11 protein-coding genes are annotated in these 17975 nt (G+C 45.0%); 4 read left to right on the forward strand and 7 right to left on the reverse strand.

The genetic code is table 11. The annotated features are described in order from the left end of the window. Positions 1-5 precede the first annotated feature (5 nt). The 3 genes from ACYCS5_RS28505 to ACYCS5_RS28515 are packed head-to-tail and all read left to right on the forward strand — an operon-like array spanning position 6 to position 2954. Positions 6-842: an ABC transporter ATP-binding protein gene (locus tag ACYCS5_RS28505; RefSeq protein ID WP_459760544.1), complete on the forward strand. Its 837-nt coding sequence runs from the start codon at positions 6-8 to the stop codon at positions 840-842. Further along, a complete protein-coding gene (locus ACYCS5_RS28510) occupies positions 835-1677 on the forward strand; it encodes an ABC transporter ATP-binding protein (protein ID WP_165146521.1) in 843 nt (280 codons plus the stop codon). The genes ACYCS5_RS28505 and ACYCS5_RS28510 overlap by 8 nt, the downstream gene beginning before the upstream one ends. Further along, entirely contained in the window at positions 1644-2954 is a 1311-nt protein-coding gene (locus tag ACYCS5_RS28515; protein ID WP_165146524.1) for an MATE family efflux transporter, read from the forward strand. The genes ACYCS5_RS28510 and ACYCS5_RS28515 overlap by 34 nt, the downstream gene beginning before the upstream one ends. 121 nt (positions 2955-3075) lie before the next feature. On the opposite strand, the gene katA is transcribed toward ACYCS5_RS28515, so the two are convergent. From katA to ACYCS5_RS28540, 5 genes are all read right to left on the reverse strand, one after another. Continuing rightward, the gene (gene katA, locus ACYCS5_RS28520; RefSeq protein ID WP_029515135.1) at positions 3076-4533 is read right to left on the reverse strand and encodes a catalase KatA; all 1458 of its coding nucleotides are present in this window, start codon (positions 4531-4533) and stop codon (positions 3076-3078) included. A gap of 290 nt (positions 4534-4823) precedes the next feature. Beyond that, positions 4824-5426 carry an adenylyl-sulfate kinase gene (gene cysC / locus ACYCS5_RS28525; RefSeq protein ID WP_165146527.1) on the reverse strand — a complete coding sequence of 201 codons (603 nt, stop codon included), beginning with the start codon at positions 5424-5426 and terminating at the stop codon, positions 4824-4826. Positions 5427-5485: 59 nt separating this feature from the next. Continuing rightward, positions 5486-6385 (reverse strand): TIGR02452 family protein, encoded by a 900-nt coding sequence (locus ACYCS5_RS28530; RefSeq protein ID WP_459760545.1) that lies wholly within the window; start codon positions 6383-6385, stop codon positions 5486-5488. Next, positions 6382-6873: an NADAR family protein gene (locus ACYCS5_RS28535; protein ID WP_340885587.1), complete on the reverse strand. Its 492-nt coding sequence runs from the start codon at positions 6871-6873 to the stop codon at positions 6382-6384. Before ACYCS5_RS28535 ends, ACYCS5_RS28530 begins: the two co-directional genes overlap by 4 nt. A 28-nt stretch (positions 6874-6901) precedes the next feature. Continuing rightward, positions 6902-7807, reverse strand: a complete 906-nt coding sequence (locus ACYCS5_RS28540) for an NUDIX hydrolase (RefSeq protein WP_459761355.1) — start codon at positions 7805-7807, stop codon at positions 6902-6904. A gap of 292 nt (positions 7808-8099) precedes the next feature. On the opposite strand from ACYCS5_RS28540, the gene ACYCS5_RS28545 reads away from it, so the two are divergent. Continuing rightward, the gene (locus ACYCS5_RS28545; RefSeq protein WP_069011801.1) at positions 8100-8402 is read left to right on the forward strand and encodes a hypothetical protein; all 303 of its coding nucleotides are present in this window, start codon (positions 8100-8102) and stop codon (positions 8400-8402) included. Positions 8403-8512: 110 nt separating this feature from the next. On the opposite strand, the gene ACYCS5_RS28550 is transcribed toward ACYCS5_RS28545, so the two are convergent. Both ACYCS5_RS28550 and ACYCS5_RS28555 read right to left on the reverse strand, forming a co-directional pair. After that, a complete protein-coding gene (locus ACYCS5_RS28550) occupies positions 8513-9394 on the reverse strand; it encodes a glycosyltransferase family 17 protein (RefSeq protein ID WP_029517521.1) in 882 nt (293 codons plus the stop codon). Beyond that, on the reverse strand, positions 9391-17970 hold the full coding sequence (locus ACYCS5_RS28555) for an amino acid adenylation domain-containing protein (RefSeq protein ID WP_459761356.1): 8580 nt from the start codon (positions 17968-17970) through the stop codon (positions 9391-9393). The genes ACYCS5_RS28550 and ACYCS5_RS28555 overlap by 4 nt, the downstream gene beginning before the upstream one ends. Between the last annotated feature and the right edge of the window lie 5 nt (positions 17971-17975).

The following is a 17975-nucleotide window of genomic DNA, read 5'->3' on the forward strand; positions in this document are numbered from 1 at the left end:
GGTACATGCTGACTATTGAAGGCTTAACGATTCGGACCAATGTAAAAACGATTGTAAAGCAACTGGAGCTTGTCGTTCGTCCGGGGGAATGGTGTGCTCTAGCCGGCGAAAGCGGTAGCGGCAAAAGCATGACGGCGTTCGCTATCGGCGGACTTCTCCCCTCTTCTGTTAAAGCGGAAGGAATTATTGCGTGGAAGGACAATAATTTGCTGGATCTATCCGCTAAACAAAGACGTTCTTTGCTTGGTAGTGAAATATCTTACATTTTTCAAGACTACCATGGGGCTTTCACCCCCTTTCTGCGTGTGGGCAGCCAACTGGACGAGCTGATGCGCGCCCACGGCAAACAAGATCGCAAGGCGCGCAAACAGCGCTGTATCGAGGTGCTGGAGCGCGTACAGCTTCCCGCCGAGCGTGTGTACCGCAGCTATCCGTTCCAACTCAGCGGCGGTCAATTGCAACGGGCTGCTATTGCGGCTGCACTCCTGCTGGAGCCGAAGCTGCTTATTGCCGACGAGCCTACAACAGCGTTGGATACGCTCACAGCTCATCGGGTGCTGCAGCTCATTGACCAAATCCGGACGGAAACGGGTATTTCCGTCTTGTGGATCACTCACGATCTGCGTCATGTACGCAAGTATGCAGATCGAATCGCAGTGATGCGCGAAGGTTCACTGGTTGAAATAGGTGAAACGCAAGCGGTGCTGAACCATCCGGACCACCCGTATACTCGTCGTCTATTGGCAGCTATTCCGCCGCTGTCTCCGGGCGCTCCAGCACGTTTACCTTACAACAGCACTGAAGAACAGGACGCAATGGAAAGGAGCGCTGCACATGAATAATCAAGCCGCCTGCGCTCAGCGGCAAGACACGTCTAATCCTGTCGTGACCGTCTCCGGTTTGACGAAGGCTTACACTGGAGGCAAAACGGTGCTGCAAGATGTTGCTCTGTCGATCTCCCCTCGAGAATGTCTGGGCATTGTCGGGGAAAGCGGCAGTGGGAAAAGCACACTCGCTCGCTGTATATTGACATTGGACCCATTTGATCAAGGTGAGCTTAGACTAGATGGGCAGTCTATCCGGGGATTAAAGCGGAGCGAGTTAAAACGGATTCGCAGCAGGCTGGGTGCAGTTTTTCAACATCCATCTGCGGCTTTGAACCCCAGACTAACCATCCTGCAATCCCTGCTGGAGCCACTGGACCAGCTTAAGTACTATGTTCCTTCTTTTATGACGGGTATGTCCTCAGAACGTCGGGATATAGCAGAACATTTGCTTGATATGGTAAAGCTTCCAGCCAGCTATCTGGACAAGTTTCCACATCAGCTTAGCGGTGGGGAAAAGCAGCGTGTAACCATCGCACGTGCCATCAGCACAGAGCCGGATTTTATCGTATTGGACGAGCCAACAGCAAGTCTGGATGTGACCACACAAGCCACCGTTTTAAATCTGCTCAAGGATTTGCAGGATGAGCTAGGATTGGCTTATCTGTTTATCTCACATGATCTGGCGGCTGTGCACTTTATGAGTGATCGAATCATGGTCATGAAAGAAGGCAGTGTGCTTGAGCATTTTCCCAAGGAAGCATTATTTCATTCGGATCGCCATCCCTACACACAATCATTACTGGAGGTTTTTTCAACATGTTGCCTTCCCACCGAGCCTATCTTGCTTTAGCTATCCCTTTAATTATTTCGACGATTACAACCCCGCTACTCGGTGCGGTGGATACAGCTGTAATCGGTCATTTGAGCGATTCCGCGTATTTAGGCGGTGTAGCGGTGGGCACTCTTATTTTTAATACTTTATATTGGCTGTTTGGCTTCCTGCGAGTCAGCACATCAGCTTTCACGGCCCAAGCCGCGGGGGCACAAAATAACGACCAGGGCATAGCTGCTCTCATGCGCCCACTGGCCATTGCTTTACTCATTGGTGCGGTATTCATTGTGTTACAAAAGCCCATTCTGTTAGCTTCTCTGCAGCTAATCCATCCAGCTCAGGATGTGGCAGCGCAGGCAGCAATTTATTTTAACATTCGTATCTGGGGAGCCCCTCTTACATTGGTGAACTATGTGCTGCTCGGCTGGCTGATGGGATTATCCCGTGTGAAGGCTACATTATTTTTGCAAATTACAATGAACGTAATCAATATGGTATTAGCTATTGTATTTACACAGATGATGCATTGGAATGTCACTGGTGTAGCAAGCGCTACTCTGATTGCGGAGGCTCTTGCATGTATATTGGGTCTCGTTCTGGTGTTCCGCTCATCGATTTGGAGAGAATGGAAGCAAAGCGGACAGATGAATTGGCGAGGATGGTTTGGAGCTTCAGAGTTGAAAAGTGTCATGGCAACAAACCTTGATCTTATGATCCGTACAGCCTGTCTGCTGACGATGTTTAATCTGTTTACGGCGCGCAGTGCGAGCTTTGGAACCGATCAATTGGCGGCAAACGCTATTTTGTTGCAGATCCATTACATTATGGCTTACTTTTTTGATGGGTTCGCCAACGCCAGTAGCATCATGACAGGTCAGGCTCGGGGTGCCGGGGATCGTAAAATGCTGCAAAGGGTTATTCACTTGTCCTGGTTCTGGACACTGGTGACCAGCGTAGTGACAGGAGGATTGTATTTCGCACTGAAAGAGCCGCTTATCTCACTATTTACGGACAATGCTACAGTGATTAGCCTTACAGGCCCTTATAATGGGTGGCTTGTGGTCTTTCCGCTGGCAGCCGGGCTGGGACTGGTATTCTACGGTGTGTTTACGGGGATGACGGTAACGTATCCGATCCGTAATTCGATGCTGATTTCATTGCTCTGCTTTTTGATCGCTCTCTTCTGGTGCGTTCCCCATTATGGGAATCACGGACTTTGGCTATCCTTTATCGTATTTGCACTAGGACGGTCACTGTTTCTTGTAATCTATTTACCTCGCTTGCAGAGGATATAGCAGCACCTGATTTACATCGCTCTCAAAAACAAAGGATGTCCCATCCACCATGTACGTGGTGTTGGGACATCCTTTTATTATTTATTCATACGGCTTTCAGGTTAGGAGTTTGCAGATACCTCTACTCGCCTTGAGGAACGGTCAAGCCTAAACCTTCGGCTACACGGCGTCCGTATTCAGGATCAGCTTTGTAGAAATGTCCGATCTGACGCAGTTTGATTTCATCACTTTCTACGGGCTTCATCGCATTTACGATGTTTCGGACCAGGCGTGCACGCTCTTCTTCACTGAGCAAGCGGTATAGGTCGCCCGGTTGTGTGTAGTGATCATGATGATCGTAGGCTACACTTTGAGCTTCGCCAGACACTTCAAAAGGAGCCATTTTGTGCGCAGGTGATTCTTTGGGTCCACCGAGACTATTAGGCTCGTAATAGACAGATCCTCCGCCATTGCTGTCACTGCGCAATGCACCATCGCGTTGGTAGTTGTGAACTTCCGCATGCGGACGGTTGATCGGCAACGAATTATGATTTGCACCTACACGGTAGCGATGTGCATCGCCGTAGGCAAACAGGCGTCCTTGCAACATTTTATCCGGGGATGCCTCAATACCAGGAACAAATGAACCCGGGGAGAATGTCGCCTGCTCTACCTCAGCAAAATAGTTCTCAGGATTGCGATCCAGCACCATGCGTCCAACCTCGATCAGCGGGTAATCCTTTTGAGACCATACTTTTGTCACATCAAATGGATCAAAGCGATACGTATCTGCATCTTCTACCGGCATAATCTGCACATGAAGTTTCCATGCAGGAAAATCACCTTTTTTGATGGCATTAAACAAATCTTCTGTATGATAATCCGGATTTTCACCAGCAATTTTCGCAGCCAAATCCACATCAAGATTTTGCACACCTTGCTCTGTTTTAAAATGATATTTCACCCATACTGCCTGTCCTTCGGCATTTACCCACTTGAACGTGTGACTACCGAAACCATGCATATGTCTAAGAGTAGCTGGAATACCGCGGTCAGACATTAGAATACTTACCTGATGCAGCGATTCAGGAGATAAGGACCAGAAATCCCAGACCGCATTCGGGTTTTTCAGATGGGTTTGGGGATGGCGTTTTTGCGTATGAATAAAGTCAGGAAATTTAATGGCATCCCGAATAAAAAACACAGGTGTATTATTGCCCACGAGATCATAGTTGCCTTCTTCTGTATAAAACTTCACCGCAAAACCACGCGGGTCGCGTACAGTATCGGACGAGCCCAGCTCACCCGCCACTGTAGAAAAGCGAATAAACATCGGTGTACGCTTGCCCACCTCAGACAAGAAGCTTGCTTTTGTATATGCAGACAAATCATTAGTAACTTCAAAATATCCGTGTGCTCCTGCACCTTTTGCATGAACGACACGTTCCGGCACACGCTCCCGGTTAAAATGTGCCAATTTCTCCAGCAGATGCACATCCTGAATTAGTGCGGGACCCCGCGAGCCTGCTGTGATCGAATTTTGATTATCTCCAACAGGAGCGCCCCAGCTTGTAGTCAGGTTCGTTGGTTGGTTACTCATGATTGAAATCACCTCTTAAATGAATTGGTTGACTATGTGTCTTTCACTATAAATTGTGCACAAACAAAAATCAATACTTTTTTATAATTATTATAATTTAGGATTTAGAATTAGTTTAAAATCATAAATAAAAAAGCAAGCCCTATAAGGCTTGCCGTATATGCACTACTGTATTTATTTACTAATAGGTATACTTCCATTTTCACGTTCTGTAATGATTCCTTTGATCACTTCTCGAAGTTTTGCCATTGAGGCTTTCAGACAATATTCATATAGAATTCATCATAAAATCATAAAAGTAGCTGCTTGCTATCGAGAAAATCCAAGATATCCTGAACCGACGGGATTACCTCCCGCCCTTCAGTGGATACGATTAGATCCGGTTCCAGCGGTGCTTCATAAGGAGCATCAATCCCCGTAAAATGATGAATTTCTCCGGCGCGCGCTTTCTTGTACATTCCTTTTGGATCGCGTCGCTCACATTCCTCCAGGCTGCACTGTATATATATCTCATAGCAACCTTCTTGCTTTAAAATCTCCTTTACCATTTCACGATCTTCACGATAAGGGGAAATGGTGGCGCAAATGGTTAGGACACCCGCATGTGCCATTAGCTTTGCAACTTCAGCAATACGACGAATATTTTCTTTACGGTCAGCGGGTAGGAAGCCTAGATTCCGATTTAAACCATGCCGAACATTATCCCCATCCAAAATAAACGTGTGTATGCCTCGTGCATATAACGCTTTTTCAAGTGTGGAGGATACCGTTGATTTTCCCGAACCAGACAGCCCTGTAAACCAAAGCACCGGACTTTTATGGCCATTCAAAAGCTGACGCGCTTGCTTATCAATATCGGACACATGCCAGGTTATATTCGAAGATGGTTCCATTCAGCACCTTCCTTTTTCATGAGATATTATAGTAAACGATTTAATGCACTGCCTTTACTTCAAGAAAGAACATTTTTAAAGCTGTTTAAAGTATGTTGGTCTGCTTTGTGATCCAACACTGCAAAAACAATCCGGTCAAACAGCAAACCATATCCTTCATCTACAAGCACTTGCTTGAACCAGAGGGCAACCTCTTCCGGCTTATTGCGGAATACCCCGCAACCATAGGCTCCCAGCACAAGATGTTCTACGTCGTTTTGCTTAGCCATTCCAAGAATGTAACGGATTCGCTCTAGCATCACTTCACCTATCCGATTCACCTGCTCTGGCTCCCGTTCTCGCACCACTCCAGCATTTACAGCAGGTGCTGTCAGGAAATCGACTTGATAGGGCTTCTCCAACAATGTTCCCTGATCATCCCGAAATACCGGAACTTCAGGCGAATAAATCATATAATCTGAATAAAAACAGCTCCGCAGCTTCCGATTATGTCCATACATCTCTTCCATTTGTGAAATGCAAGGATACAACGCTGACGAACGAGCCAAGCTTTCCTCTTGAGCCTGGCTGCCTCCGAGAAATCCACCTCCCGGGTTTTTGGCTGATGCAAAATTCAAACACGCCACGTGGGTCAGCTTCTCCTCTACCTGGAGTCTGTATGCTGCCTGTAACGTACTTTCTCCCGTAACTTCCAATTTTGCAATGATCGTCTGTTCGTCTATGCGGGAAGAAGGCTCCAATATACTTTTTATTATTTGCTCTGTCTCTTGCTTTACAGCCACCAGCTGAGAAGGTGTGTATAACCTCGAGCCTGTGACCGCATTCTCTATCTCTTTTGTCATATTTACTTGAGCCTGCTTGATATTCGTATAATACCCATTTTCCAAAATGGATAGTGTCTCCTGCGCCATCTGCGATCGAGCATCCCGGTTGCTCCGGGAATTCATTGTATTTTTCATGATGACTGTTCCTCCTTTTGCAATACATCCTCACGTAAATTCGTCAATATTTCTCCTAGCCAGTTCGTGCCACGCCATAGCTTGCGGTTCCGTATACGAGCATCGCTCTCAGCTAAGCCTACACCCCAAATGGTGTCGGTCGGACTAGCCTCAACCAGAGTGGTTCCTTTCGTTTTAAGCAGATGCTTGAGCAAATTCGGATTTTGTGTAAACTTGGCGTAATTACCGTCATACACAAATTGCCGGCAATTGGCCTCCCACAAGGATTGGTCAAATCCGCGCACACTGCGGCCACGGGCTTTTTGCTCCCTTGGGGTGGGGGCTTGCATAATTTTCAGGGCTGCCTCTTCATCCCCAAAAAGCTGTGCTTTTTTTAACATCATATATTGCTCGGCACAGTTAAACTCCAATCCATCCATGACAAAATCAGAAGGATACCATTGCGAAAACGGCGAATGACTGCGATAAAAAAACGTAAACTTTTCCATGATGATTCCTCATTTCATATTCCTTATGTTACATAAAACGCGACCGAGGCTTAAATCGGTATAACTTGGATGGACGGTGTCCGGCCGCTTTTCTATACTCATTGGTTTCTTCCACGAGATCAGCTATTTTACGACGAAAAGCTGCGGCCAACAGCTCCTTACCTAGAATAATTTCATACACCTGCTGAAGCTCACTCAGTGTAAATAGAGCTGGCATCAGGTGAAACGCGATATCTGTGTATTCTATTTTGCTGCGCAGACGCTCTATACCGTACGCAATAATTTTGGCATGATCAAAAGCAATTCCCTGTGACTCCAGCACTTCTCGCTTGATTTCAATGGTTCTTCCCTTAAGAATTTCAGTTATTTTTACTTTGGCTGACAGATGGATGTCCCCATGCTTCAATTTGATGTCAATGTCTTGTTCCCATGTGTAACCTTCCGGCTGATTCGTCCGCGTCTCCTGAGCTACGCTGTAATCCAGCTCAAACCATTGGGCATCAGCGGCATCATCCCCCGCCTGTACCTCCAAGGAATCGTGGTCAACTAAAGCCATGTAAGCGCAACTGATCACCCGCATACGTGGATCACGTCCCACATCTCCCCAAGTATATAGCTGCTCCATATAAATCTGATCCACATTCGTTTCCGTTTTAAGCTCGCGTCGTGCAGCTTCTTCCAGACTTTCATCTATGCCTACAAAACCACCTGGCAACGCCCATTGTCCTATATAGGGATGCTCCCCTCTTTGGATCAAAAGAAGCTGTAGGGTCTTCTCCGGCAGCTTACGGTAATTTTGTTGGAGCTGATCCATTACCGTAAATAGCAGCATATCTACCGTTACGGATGGGCGCTCATATTCACTCGCATCATAAGCGGCCAAAAATTCCTCTTCCGTCAAGCCACTGTAATTATGTTTCAATCCATCTGTCACTTGCGTCACCTACCTGTTCATATATGGGTATTTCATCGCTTTTGAGTCAAAAGTGGCGAATGCTCTATGTAACTTTTAATTTGAATCAATTGATAAAAACAAAATGTTAATATCAATACAATAATATATAAAAACTGCTTCGTCAATAGGGTGTATAGACCTATTTTTAATCGTTTGATAGTACTATTAGACTGTTTACTGAATTTTACTTGTTGCTTATTGTCATATCATGTATGATGTTTTGGTCAATATAGGAAACACAACATACTAATCACGTAGGGAGAAGATCCAATTGTCTAACCAGTTTAATCCGCAAAACAATCAACAAGGAGCACCATCCAGACCAGCCCCTGTGTACCCGCCTCCAGTCTCATTCAAGGAATGGATGATCAGTTTACTTCTGATGGCTATACCGGTAGTTGGACTTATTATGCTGTTTGTGTGGGCATTTAGCGGCTCGACTAATCCGAGCAAAGCTAATTACGCTAAAGCAGGCCTTCTTTGGGCCGCTATTGTAATCGTAATCTATATCATTATGGCTGTTGCTCTGTTGCCTGCACTCATAAGTTCATTGAATTCAAGCAGCTACTATTGATTCCAAGTACATAGCAAAACAACCTTCCGATAAATCAATCTGATACATCAGAAGGTCTTTAAACTAAACTGCCGACCCCGTCGGCAGTTTTTATTTGATCTCTTTTCCCTTTAATTGTACCAAAGATCATCTGTTTTAAGTTCCTGTAGACTGCTCAAAAACGATTTTGAGTTATCAACATAAAGTTCAGTATCAATATAGTACAGCTTTTTATCATGTAAGCATTGATCAATATACTCTGCATTTAAAATACTTTTATCTTCTACATTGGCGGCAAAAGCTTGCAGTTTGGGAAGCGCGGTTTTCTGATATTCAAGCCATGAATGATGGAATCCAGCTGGCTCCTCCAGACAATAAATGTCATGATACAGCGCTTCAGCAATCCCTTTCTTCCTGAGATAGTCGGGTAAGAAAGGCATACTTTTGAAGTACCGGCCGGTCATGGCGAACACGCGATAGCTCCAATAAGGAGCACCGTGATTAGATTGGCAAAAAAGATTCAGGAAGAATACAGAGTAGTGCATTTTAATTGTAATAACTTGATGTTTCTTCACTTCCGAAACAATACGATCCGCCATCCGGTTATCAATGATCTCATCAAAATCAGCCAAAATGATCACATCATCATCCTCAACCTTATCCTGCAAGATAGAGGTACTCTTGTTTCTTTGGCAAGCCTCATTATGAAACGCACTGTTATGGCTGAGCAGACGCCAGTACCAGCGGTCAAAGTTGTCCGCACCGCAGCTATCCACATCAAAGTACAATGAGTGCTTCTCAGGTTCACGAAACAGTTGATCCGCATGAAATGGATGATAAATGACCTTGGGACCAACATAATCTGGATTAAAGTTCCGAGGCTTATCTAAATAGCTGAACGTCTTGTTAGCTTCGATCACGTGCAACTCATCAATCCAACCGGAATTTTCTTTTATTTTAATATCTGCAATGCGATTTTCATTGAAAAATGGACAAAATTCATATATTTTCATAATCTGAAGCTCCCCTCCGCTATCATGGTATATGGGCGAACACTGATGCTTTGGCACAGATGTCTGGATATGAGGCGTATTAGCTCAGCGATCGTCTGATCCTTATAATGCAGTGAACTATAATAGCAGGTTAAACTTAATCTGTCGCATCTAAGACCTGCCGTCATATTTAACTTGTAAGCAGAGGGATTGTCCGCCGCGTTCGTATTTCCGTAAGATATGGGTAAAGGCTCAAACAAATCATCAGCTATCCCGTTCATTTCCTCTGATTGGTAATGGAAAAGCATGTGTGTTCCGTCCCTTAGTGGTTCCTTATTTAGATAAATTCCCTGTATCATATGTCGTAAAATAAAATAATCCAAGCCTTCAGATGGAATATGCCGCAACGTATGTGTGACATGTCTCAGTGCCGTTTCCCAATTCCCCAACAGTTCTCCTTCTGGGATCTGAATTCGAAGAGGGTATGCACCAGCAAAAAAACCGATAGTACGATCAATCATAATACCCGGCAAAAAAGACTCACGTTGATAAGACATCACATGCAGCAGCAAATCCGATTGCTTTTTCAATTGGAAACAAGCTTGTGACAACGCCGTCAGTAAGATGCTCAGTGGAGTAGTATGATGCTTCATAGCCAATGCCTTTAGAAGAAGAATATGCTCCTCTCCTTCAAGTAAATCATACGTTATAGTTCTCATGTGTCGGTGAAGAGGCTGTATCTCCGATTCCCTGTCAACCTGTAAAGATTGGCCGCCTTCCACAACCTTACTCCAGAAAGTGGATGCTTTAGGAAAAGGGTCCTTTGCCGCATATTGCGACAACGCTATGCACCAATCCCGATAACTGCTTTCCTTCTCCTCCGCATGTAACGCCAAATCACTCCTTTTTCCCGGCAAGAGAAGACGTCTCAACTCTTCTAAAAAAATGTTTATGGAAATCCCGTCAAAAATTAAATGATGGAACAGAAGTAATATCACCTGTTGTCTCTTTTCGTAATAATGGTCAAACAACACAACTTTCCATAAAGGTCCTTCCTTGATATCGAATTCATGCTGCACTTTCGAGCAGTATTCCGAAATGTAGGCGTCATGTGATCCCGAGATCATGTGCAAATCTACGTAAGAAACTACCTGTCCTGCACTTATTTTCTGCTCAAACTGATACCATTCATCATCCAGTTGAGCAAACGACAGCCGCAACGCCGCATGTTTGTTCAATAGTGGTTCAATCGACGCGTTCAGCAATTCTGTAGGAATGTAATTCTTGAGCCGAGCCAAGTAAGGTACATTAAACATGTTATAATTCACGAGATCTCTTTGGAAAAAACGTTTTTGTACAGCAGACAGCGGAAATCCGTCATCCGGGTATTCTTTTCTTATAGACTGATATGGGATATCCATGTTCGGACAAAGGTCAGTTGCTGTATCCGTCATTGCATTGATCAATGAGAGGGCCAAACGTTCGATCGTCTGTTCGCGAAATATTTGGTTGACCGTAACCGGATATCCACTTTTTTGCAACAGGCTGGCTATGCGTAGTGCATGGAGCGAATGTCCTCCCAACGTGTGGAAATCTTCAGCCTTGCCAATGTAATCAAGCTTCAGAACCGTGCACCAAACTGCTTCTATGGTTTGCTCCAGTTCAGTCTTCGGTCCAGCATTTGCTTCCTTATCGCTGCTATGGATTTCAGGTAAAGGAAGACTTTTGCGATCGATTTTCCCGTTAGCCGTTAATGGGAACGATTTCAGCCAAACGTAACGAAACGGTAACATATAAGAAGGAAGACCTTCGGCCATAAAAGTATGAAGCTGCTCCACTCGTTGCTCCTCTTCCGCTGTATAGTAAGCGATCATCCGCAAATCGCCATAAACCTCCCGGATAAAGACCAGACATTCTTTCACTACAGGATAGCTGCTAAGACGGAACTCGACTTCTCCGAGTTCAATTCGATAGCCGCGAAGTTTTACCTGATCGTCAGCCCGTCCGATATACTCGATATTCCCGTCTGGCAGCCATCTTGCCCGATCTCCCGTACGGTATAGAATTGAATTCGTACCTCTTTCACCATCTTTGGCAGAACGATATGGATTCGGCGAAAACGCCTGCTGTGTCATTTGGTTTTGCCGCCAATAACCCCTTGCAACCCCGTCTCCTCCCATGTATAATTCCCCGATTGCTCCGACAGGCTGAACACGGCCCCGTTTGTCCAGAATATAACAAGTTGAATTACTAATGGGCTTGCCAATAGGGATATTCTGCTCAAAAGGCTTTTCGATCCGGTAGCTCGTCGAAAAGGTGGTGTTCTCCGTAGGACCGTATACATTGAGAATCGAAAGTTCCGGATTGGCAAGACGGATACGATTGATATGCTTAACCGACAAAACTTCCCCACCTATGAGCAACCATTGGATTCCAGCAAATATCTTTTCATTTTCTTCAATCCAGTGATTACACAGTGCAGAACTTAGCCATAGTGTATTAATTCTCCACTCCTTCATCCGCTGCTCCAGCACATGTATATTTAGAAGATCATCTTTTGAAACTACAAACAGCTGTCCTCCATTCAGCAGCGTCCCCCAAATTTCAAACGTAGAAGCGTCAAAAACAGGCGAACCTGTATAAAGCAATCTGATATCAGAAGAAAACGGAAAATAACAGGTGTTTTTGACCAAGCGAATGACATTGCGATGTTCCACCATAACGCCTTTCGGTTTTCCCGTCGATCCGGATGTATACATTAGATAAGCAAGGTCATTGGGAGCAATCATGTTCTCCTTCTCTTCTTGTTCTACAACTCCATTTTGGTCAAAATACTTTGTATCCATCAGTGTTAAACGGATTCCCTTACAGGCTTCCGAGATACGTTCCGCTCCTTCCTGTGAAGTGATAATGGTGTCCAGTCCAGCGTCCTTGATTAATTCGCGGGTTCTTGCTGCCGGAAAATCGGGGTCAATGGGAACATAGGCATATCCCGCTTTCATGATCGCCAGGATGGAGACAATGAATTCAAGAGAGCGCGGCAAGTAAACTCCAATAAACTTTCCACGATTGTTATCATCAGCATCATCCGTTAACATCTTGGCAACGTACTGGGACATGAGGTTTAGGGTGTGGTAGGACATAACCTGATTGTGCGCAATTACTGCAGGCTGTGAAGACCGCAGCTCCACTTGCTCTTGGAATAGATCAATAATTGAACACTCTCTGGGATATGCTGTATACGTATTGTTCCAGTCGTAGACGATTCGTTCATATTCATCCTTGTTCATGAAGCAAACGTCTCTGACGTTGTAATTCGGGTATTCCAGCACATATTCCAGCGTATTTAGCAGATGCTCTGCTAGTCGACAAACCGTTTCTTGGTTCAATCGATCTGCATCATACATAAACTTGATGGTGATCTGTTCCCCGTCATTGGCAACGGTGATCGTCATTGGATAATTCGTTTTCTCTCGTTCCTCCATAGCTGACATCTTCAATTCATTTTCTGGTTGCCGATAGTCGTTCAAATAATTTTCGAATGCTACGATGCTGTAAAACATGACATGTCCTTGAATACCAGTCCAGCTCTTCAGTTCATTCAGACTCACATAGCTGTAGTCATTTAGTTTCTGAATGGTTTGGTGCAGCTTTTGTACATATTCAGTGATGGTTTGCTCGACATTCCAGTGCATGACCAAAGGCAGCGTATTAATCAGCATACCTGTGATCTGATCCGCTTTTGCAAGATCCGATCCCCTTCCGGAAACGACCATACCAAATATGGTTGTATCCGCATCTTGATAGACTTGTAGCACTTTACCCCATGCAAACTGCACCAACGTATTTAGCGAAACTTGCGCTTGCTGAACAAAATCAGCGATCCGCTTGGTTCGTCTCGGATCAATACAAAGAGTCTCGATCTGCTGGTTCTCAATCGGTTGATGTGCCCCGGGAAGTATGCCCTTCTCTATCGGTAGTTGGGTTGGCTCCGTTACGTCGGCTAAATATGCCTTCCAGAATAACTCGGCCTCTGTGCGATCCTTATTGTTTAACCAACGAATATAAGTTTCATAAGAACGGGTCAAGCTGCGCTGTGGCATCCGGTTTTGCAGGCTACAAGCATAGAGCTCATGAACTCGATTTATTAGTAGCGGCAGGCTCCAACCGTCCAGCAAAATATGGTGGTAGCTCCAGATCATCGTCCATTCGTTTGAAGCAGTCTGAATCAGTGTTATGCGGAATGCAGGCTGACTCAGATCAAAACGGCGATTACGATCCATTGTCATCCAGCGTTCGATACACTCTTGTTGCTGCTCTGGTTGCTCTGCTTCAAAATCCAAAAATGTCCAATCCCATTCTGCATTTCGGATAATACATTGTATGGGCTTGTCCAACGCCTCCCAAATGTAGCAAGTCCGCAAGCTATCATTTTCAGAAATAATGCTGTTCCAGACTTCCCGGTAACAGTCTACCTCTAGCCTACCATGATATTTCCAACTAACCTGCACAAAGTATTGATCGGAACTAGGATGATCTAAATAATGGAACAGCAGTCCTTCTTGTAAGGGACTTAGGTACATCATTTTATCCAAACCATATTGCCAATGATATGTCTTTACGATCTCGTCAAGCGAATGTTGTTCCAGTGACACGGATGGAAAATCACTAGGTGTGAACTCTTGGTGTTCAGTCCGGCTACAATGTTCGATAATAGCAAGCACACGTGTTATAAAAGTATCTAACAACTGAGTAATGGTGGTTTCTTCATAGTGATGTTTGCTATATTTCATAAACAAATGCAGCTTGCTATGAACAATGGAACAGTTGAGTTCCAATAGGCTTGTTCCATGATTAAGCGGCGAGCTATAATCCTGTGCTGCGTCACTTGTAAACCCTAACCACTGGTTTAATTCGCTCGCATTCCCCTGATCAAACTGGCCCAAGTAATTGAAAAGAGCCTGAGGTTCAGAAGCTGATAACTCGGAACGGACTTCTGTATTCGGATGGCAGTATCTCAAAGCGGCATATGACATGCCGCGGTGAGGAATACAACGCAACTGCTCTTTGACAGATTTAATCGTCGCTCCCAAGGGGGAACTGTCCGTAATCTGAATGCATACCGGAAACATGGAGGTAAACCAACCGATGGTTCTTGTCAGATCTATATCGGATACAAAGTGCTCACGTCCATGGCCTTCTAAGCGAAACGAAATCGTCTTCTGCCCAGACCAAGCGGAGAGCGCCAGGGACCAGGCTGTAAGTAGCAGGTCGTTAATCTCGGTATGATAAGCTTGGGAGCAATGGTGCAAAAGCAGTTCCGTATCGTCAGGAGTAAGCATTGTAACTAATTCCGAAGATTCACTGCTCTTTTTACGATCCGGGTAATGGTCTACTGGCAATACAAATGCTGTAGTTTGATGCTGTACTTTTTTCCAATATTCAATATGACGTAAAGTATCTTTATGTTTAGAATAACTCATCAATACAGAATGCCACTTCTTGTATGGATTTAAAACAGTAGGCAGCGCTATACCCTGATACAATTGATACAATTCCTGGACTAATATTCTCCAAGACACTCCATCAATGACTAGATGATGTATAGTCATAAACAGACGGGCTTTACCGTCAGGGTGGCCTTGAATTACTCCTGCATACATCATGGCGCCCGTCTCATAATTCAATTGTCTGTTCCACGTATCACATATGCTTGAAATTTCGGATTCGGGATAATCGACTTGTTGAAGGGTGTAGCTAGCCAGTTGAATGGAAGCATCCTTTCGGTAGCGCTGCGAATACGCATGTTCCTTGACTACGATCTCCATCGACAGCTCTGGATGTAATCGAATCAATTGATTAATGGCGGTTTCCAGCTTCACAGGATCACAATCACGGAGTACAAACAGCTGGGATTGGTTGAAATAATGCGGCTCTACAAACTGTTGCTCGAAAAACCAGTGCTGGATCGGTGTCAAACCAAATTCGCCTGTCAAGTCAATGCTGAGATCTTCCTTTTGATCATTGTCTGTCCAAGTAACCACAGCAGCTAATTTCTGAATGGTTGGATACTCCGCAACTTGTCTTGGAGTAAGCATGATACCATGATCCCTGGCCATAGATACGACCTGAATGGCAAGAATTGAGTCTCCCCCAACCGCGTAAAAATGGTCGTTAACCCCGATATCTCCTCTTTTTAAAATCTGCCGCCAAATCCAAAGCAAGCGCTTTTCGAAACCGTCCTCGTCTGCTTCCACAATTTCATCAGCTTGATTAAATAAGGTACCCCTCGGATCAGGGAGAGCTCCACGGTCGACTTTGCCGTTTGTATTTACTGGAACTGACTCCAGATAACAAAAATATGAAGGAACCATATAAGCTGGTAATACAGAGTTTAAGTGCTGTGTAAGATCGGCCTCTTTCAGCTCTTCTACAGCAGTATAATAGGCCACCAGTTTATGGTAGGACCCGTCCTTCCAGGCTTGAACGACACATTGACCGATGTCAGGATGTTGGCGGAGCTGATGTTCTATTTCACCTAGCTCGATACGATACCCTCTGATTTTAATTTGTTCATCACTACGGCCGATAAAAACCAATTCACCATCCGGCGTCCATTTCACAATGTCCCCGGTTTTATATAGCCGCTCACTGTGTGGCGGATATTCACTGCTAATTACAACCTCTTTGTGAACGAACTGTTCCTGAGTCAGTTCTTCACGATTCAAATATCCTCTGGCAAGCCCTATGCCGCCCACCCATAATTCACCGGGAACGCCGACAGGCACAGGACTGCCGAATGGATTCAAAACGAATAAACGTTTGTTATAGACGGGTTTGCCGATTGTAATTTCTTTTCCCGGTCTGCAGACGGAAGTAGAACAAATAATCGTCACTTCGGTCGGCCCGTAAGCGTTCACGAATCGTCTTCCTCTTCCCCAATAGTCCACAATATCAGGCGTACAGGGTTCTCCGGCAGATACAATTGTCCGCAACCTTGGCAGTTCTCTATGTTTCATCGTTCGCAGCACAGATGGCGTTAGCATCGCAACGTGGATATTTTTCTCTTCAAGAATATCTGAAATGTCTGCATAAGGAGGCAGTTCCTCGTCTGACAGAACAACCACTGTTCCGCCTACTGATAGCGTGCCGATCCATTCATAGACTGAAGCGTCGAAACTAATGGAGGCGAATTGCATGACTCTTGAATCTGAGGTGATTCCAAACTTTTCAACAAGATAAGGGATCAACGTAACCAGACCCGCGTGTTCAATAAGGGTTCCCTTCGGTTTTCCAGTAGAACCGGATGTGTAGATGACATAAGCGAGATCATTCTGTGTAACCTTGATCTTCAAGTTTTCGTAGGGATAGTAGTCCTGCTGCACCAAGCATTCATCCACACAAATCAGCGAATGTATTCCCATACCCATTTGAGAAATATATGGATTTAGCCTACTTACTAATTGGCTGTGCGTTATAATTATTTGGGCCTGTGCATCTTCTAAAATAAATCGCAGCCGTTCCCCAGGATATTGGGGATCGATCGGAAGATAAGCAGCGCCCGCTTTCATAACTCCAAACATCGACGGGATCACATCTGCGCTTCTATCCAAGACGATGGCAATCAGCGTGCCGGTCGGCAGAACGCCATGCCCCTGTATCGAATACGACTCTAAAATCATGCGGCTGATTTGATTTGCCCGGTGATTTAACTCATAGTAGGTCAGCTTCTGCTCTCCAAACTCTAAAGCGATTGCATCGGGTGTTCGGCCAGCCTGCTCTTCGATCAATTGAACCACGGTTTTATCCAAAGGATAGGCTTGTTCCGTATCATTCCATTGTTGCATCTGTCTGCGTTCTCTTGTGGTCAGCATGGGGTGAAATAGTACCGTCTTCTCCGGAAGAAGGAGTGCATTTGCCAGCAGTGTTTTGAAATGGCCTGCGAATCTGGCGATTTGCCTTTTTCCGAAACGGCTTCCATCATACTGTATTGCGCACTCCAATATATCCGGGTCATACCGGTAGCAGAGCGCGATTTCTGGCTGATCTATACCCTGTAGGGGAGCCAGCTCTTCCATATTTGAACCTGGAGATGGGAAGTTATCATAAGTCTCTGCGATACCCACATTGAAGAAATCCTTCCCTACCTCTGACGGAGGATCGACTTTAGTTTGCTGTGAAAAATCAGCTCTCAATTCGTCGCTACTATGTTGTTTGTTCCATTCCATTTGTATCCTTTGTATCAAAGAGAGAAGATGATCTTCCTTCTGTATATGAATGAGTAGTGGATAATCCAGACGACATTCTTTCCCTTCCTTGTCTGATACCACGGAATATAAAACAGGCAGAGCGTATTGATTGGAGTAATGGGATAGCAGTACGGACCATATGGCTGTTATAAAAGAAGGCATACCCAACTGATGATGCTGTACAAAACCCATAATCGTTTTGACCTGTCTTGTCCCCAAACGAATCTTGTAAAGTGCTTGATCATCGCCTTCGGGCAATCCGGCATTTCCTTTTTGCTGAGAAAATAAAGGCAAGTAACGTCGCGACCTATCAGAACTACTCTGATTAGATGTATTAGCTGATTCCATCACGT

The sequence above is a fragment of the Paenibacillus sp. SEL3 genome (assembly GCF_054602585.1).

Bases quoted from the DNA above. Each gene is read 5' to 3' on its own strand.
- ACYCS5_RS28505 (WP_459760544.1), top strand. From the start codon at position 6: ATGCTGACTATTGAAGGCTTAACGATTCGGACCAATGTAAAAACGATT.
- ACYCS5_RS28510 (WP_165146521.1), top strand. From the start codon at position 835: ATGAATAATCAAGCCGCCTGCGCTCAGCGGCAAGACACGTCTAATCCT.
- ACYCS5_RS28515 (WP_165146524.1), top strand. From the start codon at position 1,644: ATGTTGCCTTCCCACCGAGCCTATCTTGCTTTAGCTATCCCTTTAATT.
- katA (WP_029515135.1), bottom strand. From the start codon at position 4,533: ATGAGTAACCAACCAACGAACCTGACTACAAGCTGGGGCGCTCCTGTT.
- cysC (WP_165146527.1), bottom strand. From the start codon at position 5,426: ATGGAACCATCTTCGAATATAACCTGGCATGTGTCCGATATTGATAAG.
- ACYCS5_RS28530 (WP_459760545.1), bottom strand. From the start codon at position 6,385: ATGAAAAATACAATGAATTCCCGGAGCAACCGGGATGCTCGATCGCAG.
- ACYCS5_RS28535 (WP_340885587.1), bottom strand. From the start codon at position 6,873: ATGGAAAAGTTTACGTTTTTTTATCGCAGTCATTCGCCGTTTTCGCAA.
- ACYCS5_RS28550 (WP_029517521.1), bottom strand. From the start codon at position 9,394: ATGAAAATATATGAATTTTGTCCATTTTTCAATGAAAATCGCATTGCA.
- ACYCS5_RS28555 (WP_459761356.1), bottom strand. From the start codon at position 17,970: ATGGAATCAGCTAATACATCTAATCAGAGTAGTTCTGATAGGTCGCGA.